Here is a 20,259-nt window from a genome sequence, read left to right as displayed (position 1 = left end):
CTTATGCCTCACTTATTTATGACTCATCGTTTCCCACTGTTAACCGTGAAGAACCTCAACTCGAAGGAACAGGGGAACACGTTCTCGTCTTCCTTGAATCTGTCCCCCACCTATCTAAGTAATATCCTGGTCGGTGACAGCTTGGTGCATGAGTTCTTTATGGCCAACACTCTGCAGGGAGAGTTCTCATGGCGATCGTCTTCTGCGCAAAATCAGTTCGATGCCAACTCCAACATCAATCGTCTGGTTTCTGGTTATTCGATGGCCTTCAAGCCCATCCCCTTTGCTCTTCAGGTCTTGGTTCGTTATTCCGAAGTCAAACTGTTCGGTTTTTCGGAACCCACAACCACCACACCTCCCGCCTCCCTCGCCAAAGTAGAGTCTCAGTTTAAAAACCTGAATTTGGCTCTGGGGGTGTCTTCGCATTTTCGTTTTGATCACTACACTTTCGGTATCAACTTCAACACTCGTGGCTGGAGCCTTTATAAACAGAACGAGGGCAAAGCCAAGATTTTCACCTATGGCTCTCCAGGCCCCAACGACATCACAGTCACCGAAGAGGATTCCAGCGCCAGTATCTCGCACGAGGAAGGTCGCCTGGCTTTGGGGCACAGCTTTAAAATCGGTTCTCATGAACTTCTGACTGATTCCATTTTTACCGAGCAGTCTGGATCATTGAATAGCTATGAGTTCATTCAGACATTTGGCTACCGATTCGGAGCCCCTGATGGTCACCAACTGCTCTGCGGTCTTTCACATCGCTTCAGCAATGATGTCAGCTCGTTGAGTGAGAACCTGAACACCTCCGTGGGATACTCGTGGATGAGTGGCAAACTGCGCTCGGCCATCGGCCTCTATTATGGGAAGGAAAACTCTGCGGTGGAGTCGTCTTCTTTCGGCGTTTTATTCGGCAGCGAATACGAGTATTAGTTTTGTAGAAAGTATCTGTCAAAAAAACAACAGTGGGAAAATATCGAAAGCCTCCGTATTCTGCGCCCGTCTCAACCTGCCTACATTTGGCGACTTATCTGGAAGGAATAAAAATGAAAAAGCTGGTATTGATGGTACTTTTCATGGCGTCGGCCCTGGGATCAAAAGCTTCTGCTAACAGTGCACAGGGTTTAATTGAACAACTCAAATCCTTAAACGGAGCCACGGGCCGCGTTGCCAGCAATGTTGAGAAAGAATCCACTGGTGTTTGTAAAGTCGCTGTGACTGAAGACGACTACGGAGTGAGCGTGTCCTTTGAAGGAACAGGACTCTACTTCACTCCCATCGCGCATATTTCATCTGATGCAACACTGGAAGATAACAACACCCTTTTAATTTCTACCAATCCAAATCGCGTTGGCGGAGATGTCTGCGGTGATTGGGGTGGTGCCGTGAGATATAAGAAAACGATTTCTCTGGAAAAGAATGTTATTAAGATCTCTGAATCCTTTAGATGCTCACTGGAAGGCTTTAAAAAATACAACCTCATTTCAGCTTGTGTTCTTTAGGCGCTCAAAAACGTCACCCGTTGCTCAAAGTCTAAGCAAGCCTGTATAAGACCACGGTTCCTCATACAGGCCTTTTTCCCTTTCAAAACGAATATAATAGCACCCCATAAGGTGTCTTATTCTGGCACACCCGCTGCATCCTCCCCTTTGTCGAAAAAAAGGAGAGACTTATGAAACTGAGAAATTTAGCGGGTGCCGCCTTGGCCCTCACAATGTCCTTTCAAGCAAAAGCGGCTAGCATGGTGTTAGCAGCAGAACCTCTTAAATGCGGTGGCTATATCACGTTGGAAAAAACCGCAGAAACTTTGGTAATTCTGCGAGTCGATATCTCCGCCAACAACACCTGCAAAAGTCCCCTCGTTATGGAAATCAAATCCCAAGACATTCGTGGTGTGATCAACTCGGCGGCGGGTACTATTGAACTCAATCCACACGCTATCAGCGCGATCCTTCCGGTGAAAATCGGCGATGAAACTTTGTTGCTTAAACTCTCGGAGCAAGGTCAGCGTGAGGTCGCTACGGCGAATACGCGTGCTGATTTGGGCGAAGAGCAACGTCGACAAGCAGAAATCTCTCGCCGCAATGGTGCTGCCGGAGCTGCCGTCGTTGGTGCCGCTGTTGTTGGCGCTGGAGCTGTGACCGCCGCGGCCGCTGCAAACTCGGAAAGATAAGACGAATGCGGAAAGTTCTGATTCTGTTTTTTGTAGTGTTGATTCCTTGGGTCGGAAAGGCCCAAGGAACCTCCTATGGGCAGACTCTGCGCCTTCAAAACAGTGCCTTGATCGATCGACTCAACATCATTCTCGGTGAAAGAATCCAGTCCCTTCAGCGTTGCGAGGATCCAGCGTTCCATCAAAAATCCCGCGCCATGTATTCTTATCTGAAAGCGGCCGATTTAAATCACGAAGAACTGGTCAAACAACAAAAAACCATCCTCTGGAGCCTGTTGGATCTGCTACGCCACTCACGAGAGCTCGAGCAGAAATGTTTAGGCTCGGCCCAAATTAAATCCATCAGAAAACCTTTCGCTTTTTCTAACAACACTGAAAATCAAAACAATCCCCTCAATCGTCTGTGGTGGAAAACATTGGAGCCTTCCTGCTATAAAATTCGCCTTAAAGGGGAACTGCACCACGTCGATGGCAACGCTTGTTTTGCCGGTGATCGCGTGGTTGTAAAAACCTTCGAAAAATTGCAGGTCGACCTTATCGAAACAAGTCTGCGCTACTCTTATTCCCTGCTTGCCGATCTTTCCAAGACCCCATTGCAAGGGGATCTCAATTTGGAAAACTCTTACTTCAATGAATTTCAGGCAAACAACCCTATGCTGTTATTGAGCGCTCTTGCGGCGATCGGCAGCAGTGGTCCTTCGGGTCTCACTGGATGGCTGCAGGGAATTGAAGATCGTCTTTTGATTCAAGATCTCAACTCGCAACTGAACAACGAACAAATTCTTAGACGCTTTACAGATCTTCAGACGGCAAAATATAACTATATTGTCTTTAGAGACACCGCCGACCGCTACAAAATAAAATTAAAGATCTATGGTCAGGAAATGAACTCCTGGAGTCGCCACAATGTCATGGCCGCCTTCTTGGGGTGCTCTTTACGGGGAAGTTTTGAAACAAAAACCCCAGGGCTGGTCTACTTAACCGGCGTCGCCTATGAAGCCAAAGATTTTATTTCCCATTTAAAAGAAGGCGTCAGTCTAAAAGCTTCACAGAAAAACTTTATCGACGACACCAACCGTTACAAAGTGTCTGGACTGTTTGGCTATCATCTCTGCGCCCCCCAATAGTTTTCTTGGCCTCTGCTTCTTGGCAGAGCCTCTTTGTACTTGAATTTTCAAATCATCGGTGAAATTATTGTTTTCCAAGCCCAAGCGCGGGTGGTGGAATTGGTAGACACGCAGGTCTCAGAAGCCTGTGGGAGAAATCCTGTGGGGGTTCAAGTCCCCCCTCGCGCACCATCTTTCTCGTGATAGTATCAAATGCTTCCGATTCTTTTTCTTCTGATTCTTATCTCGACATAATAGGTGGCTTTGCCATGTGCAAAACTGGAGAATAAATGATTTTAGTGCCAAAAATAGAAATGATTGCCGAAAAAAAATTGGTGGGAAACCACATTAAACTCAGTTTTTCTAAATATGATGTCACTCCCCTCTGGAGAGGATTTGGACCAAAGCGAAAAGAAATAAAGAATGCGACCTCCACCGATCTTATTTCGATCTCTATTTATCCGCCGAGATATTTTACTGATTTTAACCCAACAAACATTTTTGAAAAATGGGCCACAGTTGAAGTTCTCAATTTTGATGGTGTTCCAGATGGAATGGAAACATTTGTCCTACCAAGTGGCCTGTATGCCGTTTTTTCCTACAGGGGGTTGAATACCGACCACAGCATATTTGAATACATTTATAAGAGTTGGCTACCGAACTCGCCGTATCGATTGGACGACAGACCGCACTTTGAAGTTCTTGGCGCTAAATATAAAAACAACGATCCAACCAGCGAAGAGGATATTTATATCCCTGTAATTTAGCCGCTGATTGGAACATCAAGGCACCTTTTGAGGTCCCCAGTGAGGCCTTTAGAATTGGTTACAGGCTTTCTTGAAGTTCGCGCACCGAAGAGTCGTGCCTCACCCCGTTGGTTGGCCGCAGGCATTCGGAATTTTTTGCAAAATCATCTTACTTTGGCTGCCTTTTATCACCTCTTCAGATACCTCTATTTAAAAGGCGGCCAACCATGCGACTCCCCCTATTACTTCTTATTCCTTTAGTCATGACCCTGTCTTCTTGTCAGAGGTATTCTCGCCGTACTTTGCTTTCGTTGAGTACCCGACAACATGGAATTATTGGGGGCACCGCCGCGAGCCTTAACGAATTTCCATTCATGGTAAATATTTGGCTCAACAGCCCTCAAGATAACTATGTCGATCATCTTTGCGGAGGAAGCCTTATTCATCCCAAATGGGTTCTGACCGCCGCCCACTGCATTCTCGAAGACGCTTCCGAAACGGTGCAACGAACGGTGAAGACCAGCGAACTCAATCTGTATATCGGAAGCAATCAGATCTCAGGCCAAGGGGGACGCCTTTTGAAGGTTAAATCCATCATCCCTCACCCTCACTTTTCATGGCCTCATCATGATGTTGCCTTGATCGAACTTTCTACACCCGTCCAGGACATCGAGCCCATTTCTCTAAACAGCGAAGATTTGGAAAAATCCCCAACAGCCCCTCAACGTGCCACGGTCATCGGCTGGGGACTCACCGATCCAGAAGGGCGTATTGACGGAGCCCTTTTGCAAAAGATCACTCTTCCCCTCATCAGTCGAAAAGTCTGCAACGAAGACGAGTTCCCGACAAAAAAAGGTTGGCTGATCTCCGCCGATATTCTTTGCGCTGAAACAACTCAGAATCACAAAGCGTCCTGCCCCGGCGACAGCGGCGGCCCCCTGTTTATCGTTCACCAGGGCCAATATACACAAGTAGGAATTGTCAGTTGGGGATCGGCGTGCAGCGGGAATAAAATGAAAAGTCCATCAAATATCGAAGGGCACGCGAGTGTCTCTGACGCCTATCCTTGGATTCAAGAAGTCATTGGTTCTAAATAAATGATATTCTAAACCGCAATAAGCTGGTCAATTCTCTTCAGGTCGTTGGTGATGATCTGATTGTGCCCGTTAAGTTCATTGCAAATCGCAAGACCCATGCTGCATTCCTGCTCTAAATTTTTGAGAGTTTTCTTGAAGACTTCCGTAAGCTCTTCCATCTCCTTCAATCGTGAAGCGAGAGAGTCCGAGGAGCTTCCCGTTCTGGCCATCTCAATTTTACCAACGACGTGAATCACACCCATGCCGGCCGTCACCTTGGAAAGCGCCTCAACAGAAATCAACAGAGACTTATTGGTTCTCACAAGTTCTGCCGACGTGGCCGTAACCTTACTGAAGTTTTCTGAGATCAATTTACGTAACAAGGAGCAGTTAAAGAAAAGAAACTGTTCTTGAGCGTTCGTAAACTCTCCCGAATTTTGACTTTCTTCAAGGACTTCATCCGTGAGATGTTTCATCATTTCAATCTGAAACCGCGACGTCGCGATAGAAAAGTACATATCAAAAACTGATTTTTCATAAGACTTAAATATTTCCTCAAACTGAGAGGAACTTTGCGCAATTTCTCCGGTCAATTTTTCTAGATTATTCGAGACCACACTGAGAGGTCGGCCTGAATCCCCCAGCTTGGCTGATGAAATCGTCAGATTGACTGTGACATATTTAACATCCCGGCATGTTTTCACAATGGCTTGGGACTCTTTAACTAGGTCCTTCAGTTTATCGAATAACAACCGGGTCTTCGCGAAAGACTGTCGAGCTGCGGAAGTACAAGAATCAGAAATAGCCAGAAAGTTGTCGATGGATCCCTTGACTGATTTTTTGGTATTCACAACACTTTTCCCAGATTCCATCAGAAGAGTGTCACGGGAAACCAATTCCTCCACGAGCGCCTTCTTCATGAATTCCTCATAAGAAGAAAAACCAAGACTTTGCAAGGTGCGATTGATGAACTCAATCCCGTCTTCAAGGGAGGCGCCCTCGGCTTCAAGAGCCAAAACTTCTTTATACAGCTCTTGAACTTTCAAAAACAATGACGAGGTCGGTTTGAGACGAACCGAAAGGTAACCATCTTGCATCGGGAACGCCATTGCAAATACCCAATAGTAACGCCCCTTCTTGCTCTTGTTTTTCACATAGGCGGCAATCGGCTTTCCTTCTTTCAAGAAGTTCCAAAAGAGTTTAAAAACGGAGCGAGGCATATCGCCGTGGCGAATAATGTTGTGGGGTTTTTTTAGCAACTCCTCTTCAGAGAACTCACTCACGCGAATGAAGACGGCATTGCCCGACTGAATGATGCCCTTAAGATCTGTCTTTGAAAAGAACAGCTCTTTTAGATCAAATGCAGACTCAAGTTCACTCACACTCATAAGACGTCCTTGTTAAGTAACGGTAAAGAATTAACCTTAATTCTGAATATAATTATAGACGAGCAAATAGGACATCGCAGACATTTGTAAGATAATTCACAAAATCCACTCTGAGCGGATTAGGATGATTACACAAATGCAATGGATTTTCGCATCAGATCTTCTATATTTGCTATAAATATGAATTTCACTAAAAAACGGGGGATAAATTATTTTTGACAGAGAACGTCTAAGGTCGAGAATTTATCAAGAAAAACCAACAAAATATACATATTTTCGATTACTAAAAAACATTAATTTATTTATAAAACCACTCCCAAAAGCTTTAAATGAAAGCCCTCCCTGCTCTTGCAAGGAAGGCCTTTCATCGATGGCCCACGCCCTCTTCGTTCTAATATTTTTCTTTGTGTTGCTTGTCGTAGCCACGGGTATCGCGATGACTAAATCCTAAGTCCTCCCGCTTAAAGTTTGTGCCGTTGCGATCTTCATTTTGTCGCATATTCTGCCGGTCCTTCTTTGATTGATAGCTGGGATTTGGATGAGTTCGATCCGCATCCTGGATATGACCTTCGGTTTTTCTTTTATGCGTTTTCATAAGACCTCCTTGGCCTGAATAAGACTTTCAGGGGGCCATACACGATTCTTTATTTCTTCCGTCGTCACTGCGCCCAAGTCTTTAACGATCTCTTTTGTGATACAGCGACGCAACTCTTTGGAGAGACTGCTTCGCACCCGCCCCATAAAATGAGGATCGGCGATCAACACCAAATCATCGAAACGTCGCTTTTGAAGAGACTCTTCCAAAAACAGAGAAACCTTTTTCGCAAATTCTTGGGCAATTCGCTCCGTCGGCGACTGTGGTTTCACTAAACGAGTTCCATGCGAAACCAAACTGGAAAAAATCCCCGGCTTGTCCGCATTGATCTGTTGAGGTCTTAAACGCCCCCGAGGATTTTCAAATTTCATCAAGAATTGCACCTCGCTGTTTTTTTTATTTTCATACTCGAAAACTTTCACTTCGGTTCTGTTGGCAACCACAACCCATGTTTTCATTGGCATATCCTCTCTCTCAATTTTTTTGAGGGATCTTCTTTCACTATAGTCACGACCAAGTCTGTTTCACAAGTTGACCCCTCACACTAGACTGCCAAATGACTTTTTGAGTTCCGACCTGGCAGCGATGATAATCCAAGGTCAATAGGTTGGTAAAAACCGGAGGAATCCCATGTTTGAAAAAATGACTCCCGATGACCTTTTACGTTTAACCTCAGTTCAAGATGGTCCGTGTATTTCAATCTATATTCCCGCATTGCCCAGCAAAACATTACAGGTTGAATACGAAGCTCTGGTACGAAGAGCCGCGTATCTTCTTTCCTTTGAAATGAGAACCGATTTGCGCGAATCTCTTTTAAAGACTTTGTACAACTTCAATCCGACTGAACATCTGTCCTCCCAAGAACAAGGTATTGCTATCTTTGTTAATAAACATCAGTCGGGATACTATCTTGCGACCCACGAACTTCCCTCCAAAGCCGTGGTGGCTGAAACCTTTCACCTCAAGCCCCTCTTGGATGATCTTCAGCAAAATCGAACTTACAATATTCTCGTGATCTCGACGGAAGAAGCCGTGCTTTTAAACTGCAATGGGGGCCGCGGGACAGAGACTCACACTTTCCTTTTCCATCAAGGGCAACACAGCAACAGCATCCACTGGAAGCACCAAGATGAAAGTGAAACTGCCCAGATTCCTCATTTGAAGTCTCATTTGCGTGGCCGAGGCCTGCAGGACAATCAATTCAAAAAAAAATCGGGAGTAAAACTTTTTCTTCGCTGGATCGAAGCCAAAATCAGCAAAGAGACCGGCTACAAAACCTTTCCCCTTCTGGTGTTCACGAATGAAGCTCTTTTCCATGCTTACAAAGAAATTAGCACCCATCCACAGGTCACTCACATTCGTATCGACAGCACGAAAGGAGTCCCTCGCATGGAGGCTTTAATTCATCAGGCAAATTTGCAGATTCAGAAGGACCTTTCTCAACACAAAAGCCTTTCTGCTGCAGAAGTTGAAAATTTGGCTCGCAAAAAAATGGTTATTGACGATCTGGTCAAAATCTCTCGCGCGGCCTTGAACGGAAAAGTGAAAACGCTGTTTTTACGGGACAACATCGAGATCTGGGGGCAACTGCATCGCAAAAGTGCTCAGATCACCTTTCATGAAAAACAGTTGACCTCCAAAGATGACGACATCTTGGATGATATTGCCTGCGAAGTGATTCGCCATGGAGGAGAAGTGATTGTTTTGACTAGCAAGGACATGCCAAGCCCTTCTCCAGCGGCCGCTATCTTGAGTTCCTAATGGTGAAGATTATAGAAAAGCAGCCCTTGCCCCAAAGATGCCTGCACGGTTTCAACCTTCTCAATCTTCAAGGCCTGCATGTATCCCAAGACCAAAGCTAAATTTGAGATGTCAGAGATTCGATAGTCGCTATCAATATCGGCATCTTTAAGATGCACGCGATTTTGAAGGACCTGATCCAACTCACTTTGGGTAAACCCTGTGGCCCCTTTATGAACCTGCCTTTGAACTGACATCGACAGGACCCCTCCGACGCCGATCCAGCGGGCCCGAGGGGCTTCTTTTTTGAAATACGCAGGTACATTCAAGTAGGCGTGATTTTTGGCCAACTGCAGAGCCGCTTCCCTCTGGCGACCGATGGGGTTGGGGGAGGAAAATTTTTTGGGATCTTTAAACTGAAGCACCTCAAGAATTTTATTTTTGTAGGTCACCGAAGCCATATCACCTTGATAGATGTGAACCTTCCCATTTTGCTGGGAATACATCTGCATCGAACCTCCGCCAATATCCCAAACAATCAATGGCTTCTGAGGCTCCTGCTTTTTTTGCGCCAACGCTGACCAGAATCCCAACTCCGCTTCCCGTTCCTGCGATATCACCTGTACAGGAATCTGCAGTTTCTGGGACAGATTGCGGGCCATCTGCGAGCCATTCTTTGCCACTCGGAAGACCGAAGTGGCAACACCCGAAATTTTCTGGACTCTTTGTTCTCTCATTTTTTCTATCATCGCTTGAATTTGCGGCAAAGCCTTCTCGAGAACAGACGGAGGGAGCTCTTTGTTGTCTGATTTTTCTAAGGCCTCATTCAAAGGCAGAGGCAATCGTTCCTCATAAACCACACTTAACATTTCTTTACGACAAACATCCACCACGGCGACAAAAGCCTTGGTCGTCCCTGAACCAAAATCCACAGCCCCTTGTTTTTCCTCACAGGACTCGGCCTTCACTCCTTGAACAAAAAAAAGCAGACCCGATAATATCAAAATCAATTTATTCATTATTCGCTTTCCCGAAGTTTTTCTACAACCCATCCTAAACGATCCTCTATCGAACCGTCAAACGGGGCACCATGTCTCGTTAATACCGGGAGAAGTTCCCCACACGCACTTTCAATTGCTCCTGGTTCGTTCCCGTCTGGCACTGATCCTGCTTCTATAGTGTCTATGAGGTTAGTGCTTATCAACAATCAAAAATAAAAAGGAGCTAACGTATGGAATCTCCATCCTCTGAATTCAGAGCCGAACTAGGCAATATCAAAGAAAGTGTAAAACATGGCGCGGAAGCCGCCAAGCGGGATCTCAGCAGAACCTGGAATGACCGCTATCACGCTGTTCAGGATAGAACTCGTGAGGCCGTGGATGCCTCTGAGGAATTCGTGAAGGCTCACCCCTTCTATACTGTCCTCGGAGCAGCCACCGTGGGCTTCGTCGCAGGAATGCTCATTCGCCGCAAACACTAATCCCCAAAAACTTCGAGAGGTCTTCACATAAAGAAGGCCTCTCCCCACGAGGAGTCCCTATGCGATGGCTTGGAATGGTTTTGTCTTTCCTCTTTGGTCGTTTGAACACCAAACCCAAGAGCTTCCGCGAAATAGCTCTGGAGATCTTTGACGACGTCAGCCGACGCAGTCGTAAAATCGTCTCTTTGACTCTCGCCGGTCTCGGGGCGGTGATATTCTTTTGCGGAGGTCTTTTCATCTCGATCATTGACGGAACAACTCAATATGATCGCTTTGGCATGGTGAATTGGACGGCAACCTTCGGTGCGGGTGTGACTTTGATCCTATTCGCCACCGCCGTATTTGCCGTTGTCTTTTTACGCGCTTGGCCGGGTGCCACCCAACGCCACTCACGAATTCCGCCTCACCATGAAGCGCCTCCACCGCCTTCTGCCCTTGAACAGGCTTTGGCGGCCTTGGTGATGGACTTCGTGAAAGAACGTGAACTGCGTCGAGAGGCTCGATCTCAAGCGGAACCCCCGCCCTCCTCACCAGACAAAGAACCGGACACAACCTCGAGCGCCCACTTTCACTGAAACCGAGGAAGGGTTCTTCTATACAAGGTCTTTCGATCAATACCAAGATCGCGAGCGGTTTTTTCTCGGGCTCCTTGGTTGAGATGTAGCACATATTCGACATAGTACTGAGTGACTTCCTCCAGCGAAAGAAGGCGGCCCGCCTTATGGCAAAGTCGTTCAAAGAGGTATTCCAAGTCCGCATCGTTGTCTTGGTCATTCTCTAACTCTTTCACTGAAATCTCGTTGGAACTTGAAAGCACTACGGCGCGTTCGATCAGATTTTCTAACTCGCGCACATTTCCCCACCAGGGACGGGAAAGCAAATACGCCGGCACTTCCGCCGTGAAGCGTTTTTCAACTCCGAGATGGCGTAATGAGTGTTTGCCCAAAAAATAATGCGCCAAAGGTAAAATATCCTCCGGCCTTTCCCGCAAAGGTGGAATTTTTATCGGAACCACATTCAATCTAAAATAGAGATCCTCACGAAATTTTTTATGCTGAACATCCTCACTAAGATCGCTGTGAGTGGCCGATAATATGCGGATATTGAGAGAACGGTAGTGATTCTCTCCGACTCTTTTTATCTTCTTCTCTTGAAGAACCCGTAAGAGCTTCGCCTGCAGATGTAAATCCAGATCCCCGATTTCATCCAAAAAAAGAGTTCCTCCATTGGCCTCTTCAAAAAGCCCCGCCTTCGCAACCACAGCTCCGGTGAAGGAGCCCTTCGCAAAGCCAAAAAGTTCGGCCTCCAAAAGCTCCTCCGGAATTGCAGAGCAGTTTATCGGCACAAAAGTTTCCCGCTTGCGTGAACTCAACTCATGGATCAGGCGAGCAATCACTTCCTTTCCTGTCCCACTTTCCCCGGTGATTAAGACATTGGCGGAACTCAGCGCCACTCGACGCGCCAACTCCAGAATTTCCATAAATCGCGGACTTTGAGCGATAATTTTCAATTCACCGCTTACCACTGAAGACCTCGACTTGGAGCGGAGGGACTCTTCCACTCGCACCAATTCTGCTCGGGCACGATACGCCCTTCTTCAATAAAATCCAAGACCTCCACCATAGACTTTCCAACGCCTAGAGCAGATGCGGGATTTTGTCCCGTCACCAAACGTCCACTTTTCACGACGTGGGCGGCAAAACGCGGGGAGGATGTATGATCAGCTCCGCGCTCCTCCATTTTAGTTTGCAATAAAAACGGCACCACTCGTTCCATACCCACGGTTTCTTCTTCTTCATTTGTAAAACAAGAAACCTCATGCCCTCTGATCAGATAACTTCCGTCGGACAAGCGCACATTCACTAGAGCCGCTGCTCCATGACAAACCGATCCCACCACGCCGTTGTTTTCATAAATGTCAGAGGTCAGTTTTTGTAACTGCAAGTTGTCAGGAAAATCAAACATCGCACCGTGCCCACCGGCAAAATAGATGGCGCAATAGTCTCGCCCGCCCACCTGCCAAGGCGTTTGCGTCTCTTCCACCTTACTTAGAAACTCTTCATCATTCATCCACGTCGCATTCAGAGGATCGTCCATCTTGACGCCATCCAAGGGCACCTTTCCTCCCTGAGGACTGATCATATCGACTTCATATCCGGCTCGAATAAATTCATCATAAGGGTGAGTGATCTCTGCAAGGTAGGCTCCAGTTTTATGTCCACTGTCACCCAACTTCTCAGTGCTTGTTAAAACAAAAAGTACTTTTTTACTCTTCATAAAAAGTCCTCCTTCAGAGATACCTGAAGTGTCCCGCAATCATCTGAAGAACTCAAATTTTTGAAACTTCATTTGCAAATCAACATCGGCCAAGACTAGACTTTATCAATGAACTCAACATTTAAAGATCTTTTTTCCAAGCAGTCTCTTGAATATCAAAAGTACCGCCCCTCATATCCCCCCGAGCTCTTTAAATATCTCGCCTCTCTCGCCCCTGAGCACCAGGTGGCCATTGATCTTGGCACAGGCAACGGTCAGGCGGCCTTGGCGCTGACTTCTTATTTTCAAAAAGTTATTGCGATTGATCCCAGCGAAAAACAAATTGCTTTGGCCGAGCCCCACGAACGCATCGAATATCGAGTCGGGCCCGGAGAGTCGCTGCAAATCTCTGATCACTCCGTCGATCTCATTACGATCGCTCAAGCCTTTCATTGGTTTAAACATGATCTTTTCTTCCAAGAAGCTCATCGTGTTTTAAAAGATCAAGGCATCCTCGCGATCTGGGTTTATAATTTGTGCCAAGTGACTCCGCAGATCGACGCGGTCATTTTCGATTTCTACGATCGACTCTTAGGACCCTACTGGGAACCGGAAAGACGTCTTCTTGAAGAAAACTTCAAGTCGATTCACTTTCCGCTTACAGAACTACAAAGCCGCCACTTTTCCATGACTTTGTCTTGGACTCTAGAGCAGATGATCGGCTATCTGGGAACTTGGTCGGCGCTACAATCCTACCGCAAAAAAGAAGGCTCTGATCCTCTGCCTGAACTGCAACGCCATCTAGGACCTCTATGGAATCCTGATGAAACCAAAGTGGTTCATTGGCAAATTCATCCTCGGATTTTTAGGAATTCTTAAACGTCAAAAAACTCTTTGAGCTGCTTTACCGAAAGAAGTCCCAGAGAGATCACTCCATCTTCTCGAAGAAGAGTGGGAACAGCCCCCGTCCCCAGATGTTCCCACTCGCGTTGCCAACGATCCGTCAAACTCTCGATAGCAGAGTCCACCACCAAGTCGAACATGCCCAGATCTCGCGCCAAAGTCACCAACATCCCCTCGTCAGAAATGTCCTCTCCGTTCACCCAGAACTCCCGACAAATGGTGTGTCGATACACCAAAGCCAACATGGGGTCTCGGCGATAAGCGGCCGTGATATAACGTAAAGCACGTGAGGTGTTCGGTTTACCTAAAGGAATTGAGATTTCAATTTCCGGCGCCAGCTCACGAACACTCAAAACTTCTCTTTCGATCGCACGACTCAAAGAAAAATTTGCGATCTCCATGGGAACAGGCAGTTGGGGAGCCTGCTGCACCCATCTCCACTCCACGAGCTCCAAAAGATGCTGTCCCACCAACCGCTCTTCCAAGGCGTAACAAAAGGGGCAGTTCAAATCGCTGTATAAAATAGCTCGATATCTCATATTCGCTCCCCCAAAGTCTAGTTTAGCTGGCGAACTCGTCAAGTCTTGAGCCCGGACTCCGATCTGATTTTCAACACGTCTCAAAACCACCGGAGTCCTTTCATGGCCATCAAAGTTTTGTCTTTTCTTGCCAGCCTGTTTTTTATTGCCCCTGCTTTAGCGCAAACCTCCCCTTCCTCCGCCGATTTATCAAAATACGATTACGTCGATCCACAAAGAATCATCCCGGCTAAAGCTTTGGAAAAGGCTTTGACGTACTACGATGTCTACTACAACCAAATCTCAAATAAGAACTATGTCACCGTGATCGACTTCACTCAAACTTCAAACAACAAGCGCATGTATGTGGTTGATATGAAGACCGGCCTGGTCAGTCGTTATCTGGTGGCCCATGGGAAAGGCTCCGATCCCAGTCACACCGGGATCGCCAAGAAGTTCTCAAATGTCGAGGGTTCAAACATGTCGTCCCTCGGTATGTACGTGACCGGCTCAGAATACAGTGGTAAACATGGTCGCTCCATGCGCCTGGTGGGCCTTGAAAAGACCAACGATCAAGCGATGGAGCGCGCCATTGTGGTGCATGGTGCCTGGTACGTCGATCCCCAATACACGCCCTTGGGACGAAGTCAGGGCTGCCCGGCTGTGGAAGAAAAGTATATCGATACTCTTATTTCTCAACTAAAAGGCGGCAGTGTTTATTACATTTGGGCGGGACAATCGTAACGGGATTTTTTAATGGAACTGCTTTATCAGGATGAACATTTTATCGCCGTCAATAAGCCCTCGGGCTTTCATGTTCATCCTCATGAAAATGTTCAACATCGAGTGTCCCGAGATAAAATCTGTCTTTATCACGCTCGTCGCATGATGAAACAACATGTCTTCCCCGTTCATCGTCTTGATGCGGGGACCAGCGGCGTCTTGCTCTTTGCTCTTTCGTCACAATCTGCCAGTCAGCTCTGCAAGCTTTTTACGGAACGAACCACCCACAAAACCTATCACGCCGTCGTGCGAGGTTACGTGAAAGAGTCAGGCACAATCGAAATTCCCCTGGAGTTAGATTCAACCGGCGATCTTGTGGAGGCGAAAACGTCCTTTCAGCGTTTGGGAACCATTGAGTTTCCCGTTCCGGTCGGGAAAAAATTTCCCACAGCCCGCTACTCCTGGGTGGAGGTCACCCCCCATACGGGACGCTATCATCAGATCCGTCGACACTTTAATCGCATCTCTCACCCACTCTTGGGAGATGCTGTCCACGGCGATTCCCATCACAATCGTTTCTTTAGAAACCATATAGGAATCGAGGGGTTGTGCTTAAAAGCGCTCCGCCTGGAGTTCACCCACCCCTGGAGTGGCGAAAAAGTCTCTATCGAAGCGCCCCCTTGTGAAAAGTGGAAGAAGATTCAGCATCTTTTCCTACCTCCCAACCCTTAAAAGGCGCTTTGTGCCTTTTTCCCGGTTCCCGTTGACCTGCCTTGAAGACGGGCGTAGAAATGGCCCCGATTCAGAGGTAAATCATGTCCAGAACGCAAGCTCTTCACAAGCTGATGATTGTGATCGGCCTTTTATTTATTTTACTCGTGACCCTGCAAACCCACGCCGAACCCCTTCATCATAAAATGCTGGTTGAGGTCTATCCGGGTCTCAAAATGCTTAAAGCGCAAGACACCCTGACATTCCCAAAGGGCTCTCCCCGCAAGGTCAGCTTTTTGCTTCATAAAGATTTGCGCATCTCCGTCACCAGCACCGACGACTCACTCGTACTTCTGCATCCCGCAAGCAATGATGAACCTTATGTTGAGTACGGCTTACAACTGGGGACCCAAGACAACAAGGTCTCTGTGAGTTTCTATGGCGTGATCTATGATCCCATCCTCAACGACGACAGCACGGGTTTGATTTCTCCTGAGGGTGCCACTTTGTTTGGCAGCACGTATTGGTACCCCTTCTTCCTCGATACACAAAAAAGTTTTGATGTCACAGTTCAGACGCCTGCGGATTGGCGTTCTTTGGTGCAGGGACAGATTGTCAGCACAGAGGTTCAAAACTCCCTTCGCACATCCCGTTTTGTCGAAATCTATCCCCAACAAGAGATCTATCTTGTCGCCGGTCCGTTTCATAACTACGAAGTCGACATGAAAAACGGAAAAAAGGTTCAAGTGCTCTTGCGCAAAGAGGACCCAGCCCTTGCGCAACACTTTTTGACTCTGGTCCCTGATTATATCGAACACTATTCGGAAACCATTTCTCCGTATCCCTATTCGTCTTTCACTGTGGTGGAAAACTTCTGGGAAACGGGGTACGGAATGCCTAGCTTTACTTTGTTAGGACCGACGGTCATTCGTTTGCCTTTCATTCTTAACTCTTCTCTTCCTCACGAAGTTCTTCATAACTGGTGGGGCAATAGTGTTTTTGTCGACTACGAAAAAGGCAACTGGTGTGAAGGTCTGACTTCCTATATGGCGGATTATTGGCAACAAGAAAAAATCGCCAATGATCGCGGTTACCGTCTCAATGCCCTGATTGGATATAGCGATTTTGTCACAGCCAACCCCAGCAATGACTTTCCCGTTCGTGAATTCAGAGGTCGTCACAACTCCAGCTCTCAAGCCATTGGTTATGGAAAGTCCATGATGTTCTTCCATATGCTGGAGTTCCGTTTTGGCAAAGAAACTTTCAAACAAGCCCTGCAAGACTTCTATACTCAGAACCTCTTCCAAAAGGTGTCCTTCATAGAAATCCAAAAGAGTTTTGAGAAAGTCACCAATCAAAATTTGGAAGGGTTCTTCTCGCAATGGCTGGATCGCAAAGGAGCTCCGCAGATTGAGCTCACCGACGTCAAAGTCATGAAGTGGCTGGATGGTTCTTTCAGCACCACTTACGTGCTCTCACAGCTTCAAGAAGGTCCGTACGAACTCTCTATTCCCGTGGTTTGGAAGCTGGAGTCTGGGGAAGAAATTCGTCAACTCGCGCGCTTGACAGAAAAATCGCAGATCTATTCTATCGTCTCACGTTCGCGCCCGGTGAAAATTTCTGTGGACTCCGATTATCATGTCTTCAGAAATCTGTATTTGGAAGAACGTCCCGCCACTCTTTCTTCCATTCTGGGCAATCCTTCAGTCCATTTTTATTTTGATCCTACCCATGCCGGGGCTGAGTCCTTTGCTCAGACTTGGGCCAAGAACCTTTCCGGAAAAAGTTCTTTCCACACGGTGACGGACTCGTTGACGCTTGCTTCAAATGGAGCCCTCGTTTTAATTGGCGATAAAGAGGTTTTCTCGTCTTTTATGAAAACGCAACTGCAAGAGCAGAGCTTTTCTCTGAATGACAAGACCATGACCATAGAGGGGCAAGAATTTAAATTGGACGAGACGAGCAGCGTGCTTGTTACCCGGTTAAAATCGAATCCTCAGCAAACTGTCGTCTGGGTTCGCTGGAGCAAAGACAACAACCCTATTGAGTGGGCAGGTCGACTGACTCATTATGGAAGCTTTGGCACTTTGGTCTTCAAAGGACGCCCGGTTGTTTTCAAAGGCACCTGGCCGGTGCTTCAATCACCTTTACAAAGATCTCTCTAAGGATGCCTTGAACGTCAGGGCTTGAATCTTGTCAGTGAAGCTAACATATGTTAGCTTCACTGTATGGATTCTATTTCATACTTCCATCCGATGGCCACCGTGGTTCTTATCTTTCCCTTTTCTTAGGGCAAACAATTATTCTGTTTGCCCCTAGTCCCTCCGGGACCCGTCCACAGCACGCAATAATTTGACACAATTAATATCTGCCCATCGCAAGAGGCTTAAAGTGAGAATACAGTTCTATATCGCTTTTTTTGTCGCAATGATCTTAAACATCGCTTTCGTTTGGGTATGGCCTCCCGGACTTTATTCACTGGTCTTTTTTATTCCTTTTTTCCTTCTGGGGTTTCGCGACATTCGCCAGAAGCGACATGCTATCAAAGCCAACTTTCCGGTTTTTGGACACCTTCGTTATATTTTTGAATCGATTCGTCCCGAGATCAATCAGTACTTTATTGAATCCAATACCGACGGAAAGCCCTTCAGCCGCGAACAACGTTCCGTCGTTTATCAAAGAGCCAAAAAGGTTTTGGATACGGTCCCCTTCGGAACTCAACACAACGTTTACGAACAAGGTTATGAGTTCGTGACTCATTCACTCTACCCAAAACATGTTGATCGGGATTCACTGCGAGTGACGGTCGGAAGCAATCTCTGCACTCAACCCTACTCCATGTCGCTTCTTAATATTTCAGCTATGAGTTTTGGATCACTGTCTCCCAACAGCATCTTGGCCCTCAATGGCGGAGCTAAAGACGGTCGCTTTGCTCACAATACCGGAGAAGGAGGCATTTCTCCGTATCATCTAGAACCTGGTGGCGATCTCATCTGGCAAATTGGCACAGGGTATTTCGGTTGTCGCAATCATGTCGGGGATTTCGATCCAGAACTCTTTAAAAAGAATGCCACTCGTCCCGAAGTGAAGATGATTGAACTTAAACTTTCTCAAGGGGCAAAACCTGGCCACGGTGGCATCCTTTCCGGCAAGAAGGTCACTCAAGAGATTGCGGATATCCGCAATCTCCCTCTGGGAAAAGATGTGATTTCGCCACCTGCACATAGCGCTTTCTCTGATGCGAAAGGCATGCTTTCATTCATTTCCCAATTGCGCGAGCTTTCTGGAGGAAAACCTGTCGGCATTAAACTCTGCTTAGGCCATCAAAAAGAATTCGAAGAATTGGTGAACCTGATGCGCGATCTTAAAAGTTATCCCGACTTTATCGTCGTGGATGGCGCTGAAGGTGGCACCGGAGCCGCCCCTTTGGAGTTTACAAACTATATCGGAATGCCGGGAATCGACGCGCTCGTCATCATCGTCGACGCGCTTAAAAAGGCCCACCTCAAAGACCAAATCAAAGTCATCGCAACCGGCAAAATCACCACGGCTTTTGATATCGTCAAACTTCTTTGCATTGGCGCTGATGCGACCTATGCGGCACGTTCCATGATGTTGGCCCTGGGGTGCATTCAAGCTCTTCGTTGCAATAACAACAAGTGCCCTGCGGGAGTCGCCACTCAAAACAAAGCCCTTTATGATGGCCTTCATGTACCTACAAAACGAGTCCGCGTTAAAAACTTTCATCAAGAAACTCTGGAGGCTGTCGCTCATGTGATCGGCGCCATGGGCGTGGGGCACGTTGAGGAACTCAATAGAAGTCATCTTCACAAAAGAGTCGATGAAAATAGCATTCGAACTTATTCCGATATCTATCCCGAAATCGTTTAAAAAGCGAAAAGGGAGCTTCCGCTCCCTTTTCACACTTTTCTAAAATTTCTATAAGAGATCTTATTCATCATCCAACTCATCGTCGCCGACCACGCCGAGATTGTATTTTTCTATGCGATAACGCATAGATCGGAATGAGATATGAAGCAATTTCGCAGCTCTCTTTTTCACGCCGCCCGCAGAGTGAATCGCCTTGATCAATAATTCTTTTTCAATTTGACCCATAACTTTATCAAGATCAACGCCGTCATCACCGATTTCAATCTCATTGGATGAGGCCATCTTACGGCCTGAAGCCGTGTTTACCATCGGAGGCAAAGACTCTGGCAAAATGGTTGCGCCCCCTTCTAAGGCCACTGTGCGCTCAATCAAGTTCTCCAGTTCCCGAACGTTTCCTGGATAGTCGTACTTTTTGAGGATTTCCATGGCTTCCGCACTGATGCCACCGATATTCTTATTCAAACGCTCATTGTACTTCTTCAAAAAGTGATTGGCGAGCAAAGGAACGTCTTCACGGCGCTCACGAAGGCCCGGAGTTCTAATATTAATAACATTCAAGCGATAGAACAAATCTTGACGGAAAGTTCCTTTTTGAACCATTTCCTCTAGGTTTCTATTCGTCGCCGCAATAATACGTACATCCACTTTGTTGTCTTCTGTAGCACCCACGCGGCGAATAACGCGCTCTTGAATTGCACGGAGCAACTTCACCTGAATCGTTAAAGGCAATTCCCCCACCTCATCCAGGAACAGGGTTCCGCCATCGGCGACCTCAAAAAGACCTGCTTTATCAGCCACCGCACCAGTGAAGGATCCCTTCTTGTGACCAAACATTTCAGATTCCATGAGGTTCTCAGGGATGGCTCCACAGTTTACTGTCACGAAGGGTCTGTCCTTCAACGGACCATTATAGTGAATCGCCTTTGCGACCACCTCTTTACCTGTTCCCGACTCTC

At 46.9% G+C, this 20,259-nt stretch carries 22 protein-coding genes and 1 tRNA gene; 15 read left to right on the top strand and 8 right to left on the bottom strand.

Annotated elements, in window-relative coordinates; all coding sequences use genetic code 11:
* The 7 genes from ACM64D_RS07500 to ACM64D_RS07470 all read left to right on the top strand — a co-directional run.
* On the top strand, positions 1-930 hold a 930-nt coding region (locus tag ACM64D_RS07500; RefSeq protein WP_415062581.1), incomplete at its 5' end, for a hypothetical protein.
* A 113-nt stretch (positions 931-1,043) separates the two neighbouring features.
* Positions 1,044-1,499: a hypothetical protein gene (locus ACM64D_RS07495; RefSeq protein WP_415062580.1), complete on the top strand. Its 456-nt coding sequence runs from the start codon at positions 1,044-1,046 to the stop codon at positions 1,497-1,499.
* A gap of 170 nt (positions 1,500-1,669) precedes the next feature.
* On the top strand, positions 1,670-2,170 hold the full coding sequence (locus ACM64D_RS07490; RefSeq protein ID WP_415062579.1) for a hypothetical protein: 501 nt from the start codon (positions 1,670-1,672) through the stop codon (positions 2,168-2,170).
* Positions 2,171-2,175: 5 nt separating this feature from the next.
* Entirely contained in the window at positions 2,176-3,297 is a 1,122-nt protein-coding gene (locus tag ACM64D_RS07485; RefSeq protein ID WP_415062578.1) for a hypothetical protein, read from the top strand.
* Between the two features lie 84 nt (positions 3,298-3,381).
* Positions 3,382-3,468: transfer RNA gene (locus tag ACM64D_RS07480), tRNA-Leu, on the top strand.
* Positions 3,469-3,566: 98 nt separating this feature from the next.
* Positions 3,567-4,043, top strand: coding sequence for a GyrI-like domain-containing protein (locus tag ACM64D_RS07475; protein ID WP_415062577.1), 477 nt, complete (start codon positions 3,567-3,569; stop codon positions 4,041-4,043).
* 206 nt (positions 4,044-4,249) lie between these two features.
* The gene (locus ACM64D_RS07470; protein WP_415062576.1) at positions 4,250-5,119 is read left to right on the top strand and encodes a S1 family peptidase; all 870 of its coding nucleotides are present in this window, start codon (positions 4,250-4,252) and stop codon (positions 5,117-5,119) included.
* Between the two features lie 8 nt (positions 5,120-5,127).
* Here ACM64D_RS07470 and ACM64D_RS07465 read toward each other — a convergent pair whose 3' ends face one another.
* The 3 genes from ACM64D_RS07465 to ACM64D_RS07455 all read right to left on the bottom strand — a co-directional run bounded on the left by ACM64D_RS07465 (position 5,128) and on the right by ACM64D_RS07455 (position 7,539).
* Entirely contained in the window at positions 5,128-6,486 is a 1,359-nt protein-coding gene (locus ACM64D_RS07465) for a PAS domain-containing protein (protein ID WP_415062575.1), read from the bottom strand.
* A 391-nt stretch (positions 6,487-6,877) separates the two neighbouring features.
* On the bottom strand, positions 6,878-7,081 hold the full coding sequence (locus ACM64D_RS07460) for a hypothetical protein (protein WP_415062574.1): 204 nt from the start codon (positions 7,079-7,081) through the stop codon (positions 6,878-6,880).
* Positions 7,078-7,539, bottom strand: coding sequence for a host attachment protein (locus ACM64D_RS07455; protein ID WP_415062573.1), 462 nt, complete (start codon positions 7,537-7,539; stop codon positions 7,078-7,080). The genes ACM64D_RS07460 and ACM64D_RS07455 overlap by 4 nt, the downstream gene beginning before the upstream one ends.
* 172 nt (positions 7,540-7,711) lie before the next feature.
* Here ACM64D_RS07455 and ACM64D_RS07450 point away from each other — a divergent pair, with 172 nt between their 5' ends.
* Positions 7,712-8,842: a hypothetical protein gene (locus ACM64D_RS07450; RefSeq protein ID WP_415062572.1), complete on the top strand. Its 1,131-nt coding sequence runs from the start codon at positions 7,712-7,714 to the stop codon at positions 8,840-8,842.
* On the opposite strand, the gene ACM64D_RS07445 is transcribed toward ACM64D_RS07450, so the two are convergent.
* Positions 8,839-9,840 carry a Ppx/GppA phosphatase family protein gene (locus tag ACM64D_RS07445; RefSeq protein WP_415062571.1) on the bottom strand — a complete coding sequence of 334 codons (1,002 nt, stop codon included), beginning with the start codon at positions 9,838-9,840 and terminating at the stop codon, positions 8,839-8,841. The genes ACM64D_RS07450 and ACM64D_RS07445 overlap by 4 nt on opposite strands.
* Before the next feature lie 212 nt (positions 9,841-10,052).
* On the opposite strand from ACM64D_RS07445, the gene ACM64D_RS07440 reads away from it, so the two are divergent.
* Together ACM64D_RS07440 and ACM64D_RS07435 are read left to right on the top strand one after the other, a co-directional pair.
* On the top strand, positions 10,053-10,301 hold the full coding sequence (locus ACM64D_RS07440) for a DUF883 family protein (RefSeq protein ID WP_415062570.1): 249 nt from the start codon (positions 10,053-10,055) through the stop codon (positions 10,299-10,301).
* 59 nt (positions 10,302-10,360) lie between these two features.
* A complete protein-coding gene (locus tag ACM64D_RS07435; RefSeq protein ID WP_415062569.1) occupies positions 10,361-10,876 on the top strand; it encodes a hypothetical protein in 516 nt (171 codons plus the stop codon).
* Here ACM64D_RS07435 and ACM64D_RS07430 read toward each other — a convergent pair.
* Together ACM64D_RS07430 and ACM64D_RS07425 are read right to left on the bottom strand one after the other, a co-directional pair.
* Entirely contained in the window at positions 10,870-11,781 is a 912-nt protein-coding gene (locus ACM64D_RS07430) for a sigma-54 interaction domain-containing protein (RefSeq protein WP_415062568.1), read from the bottom strand. The genes ACM64D_RS07435 and ACM64D_RS07430 overlap by 7 nt on opposite strands.
* Positions 11,782-11,819: 38 nt before the next feature.
* Positions 11,820-12,578 carry a type 1 glutamine amidotransferase domain-containing protein gene (locus ACM64D_RS07425; RefSeq protein ID WP_415062567.1) on the bottom strand — a complete coding sequence of 253 codons (759 nt, stop codon included), beginning with the start codon at positions 12,576-12,578 and terminating at the stop codon, positions 11,820-11,822.
* Between the two features lie 108 nt (positions 12,579-12,686).
* Between ACM64D_RS07425 and ACM64D_RS07420 the strand changes: the two genes are divergently transcribed.
* Positions 12,687-13,436 (top strand): class I SAM-dependent methyltransferase, encoded by a 750-nt coding sequence (locus ACM64D_RS07420; protein WP_415062566.1) that lies wholly within the window; start codon positions 12,687-12,689, stop codon positions 13,434-13,436.
* Here the strand turns inward: ACM64D_RS07420 and ACM64D_RS07415 are convergent.
* Complete coding sequence (locus ACM64D_RS07415) at positions 13,433-13,999, bottom strand: DsbA family oxidoreductase (RefSeq protein ID WP_415062565.1); 567 nt, start codon at positions 13,997-13,999, stop codon at positions 13,433-13,435. The two genes, ACM64D_RS07420 and ACM64D_RS07415, sit on opposite strands and share 4 nt — an antisense overlap.
* 102 nt (positions 14,000-14,101) lie before the next feature.
* Here ACM64D_RS07415 and ACM64D_RS07410 point away from each other — a divergent pair, with 102 nt between their 5' ends.
* The 4 genes from ACM64D_RS07410 (at position 14,102) to ACM64D_RS07395 (ending at position 19,303) form a co-directional block, all read left to right on the top strand.
* Positions 14,102-14,722: a murein L,D-transpeptidase catalytic domain family protein gene (locus ACM64D_RS07410; protein WP_415062564.1), complete on the top strand. Its 621-nt coding sequence runs from the start codon at positions 14,102-14,104 to the stop codon at positions 14,720-14,722.
* Between the two features lie 12 nt (positions 14,723-14,734).
* Entirely contained in the window at positions 14,735-15,433 is a 699-nt protein-coding gene (locus tag ACM64D_RS07405; RefSeq protein WP_415062563.1) for a pseudouridine synthase, read from the top strand.
* A gap of 83 nt (positions 15,434-15,516) precedes the next feature.
* Positions 15,517-17,577 carry a M1 family metallopeptidase gene (locus tag ACM64D_RS07400; protein WP_415062562.1) on the top strand — a complete coding sequence of 687 codons (2,061 nt, stop codon included), beginning with the start codon at positions 15,517-15,519 and terminating at the stop codon, positions 17,575-17,577.
* Positions 17,578-17,803: 226 nt separating this feature from the next.
* Positions 17,804-19,303: an FMN-binding glutamate synthase family protein gene (locus tag ACM64D_RS07395; protein WP_415062561.1), complete on the top strand. Its 1,500-nt coding sequence runs from the start codon at positions 17,804-17,806 to the stop codon at positions 19,301-19,303.
* 60 nt (positions 19,304-19,363) lie between these two features.
* Here ACM64D_RS07395 and ACM64D_RS07390 read toward each other — a convergent pair.
* A partial coding sequence (locus tag ACM64D_RS07390) for a sigma-54 interaction domain-containing protein (protein WP_415062560.1) occupies positions 19,364-20,259 on the bottom strand: 896 nt, incomplete at its 5' end.

Origin of the sequence: Bdellovibrio sp., assembly GCF_047637665.1 — a bacterium.
Lineage (GTDB): Bacteria > Bdellovibrionota > Bdellovibrionia > Bdellovibrionales > Bdellovibrionaceae > Bdellovibrio.
This window is presented reverse-complemented; position numbering and strand designations above follow the sequence as displayed.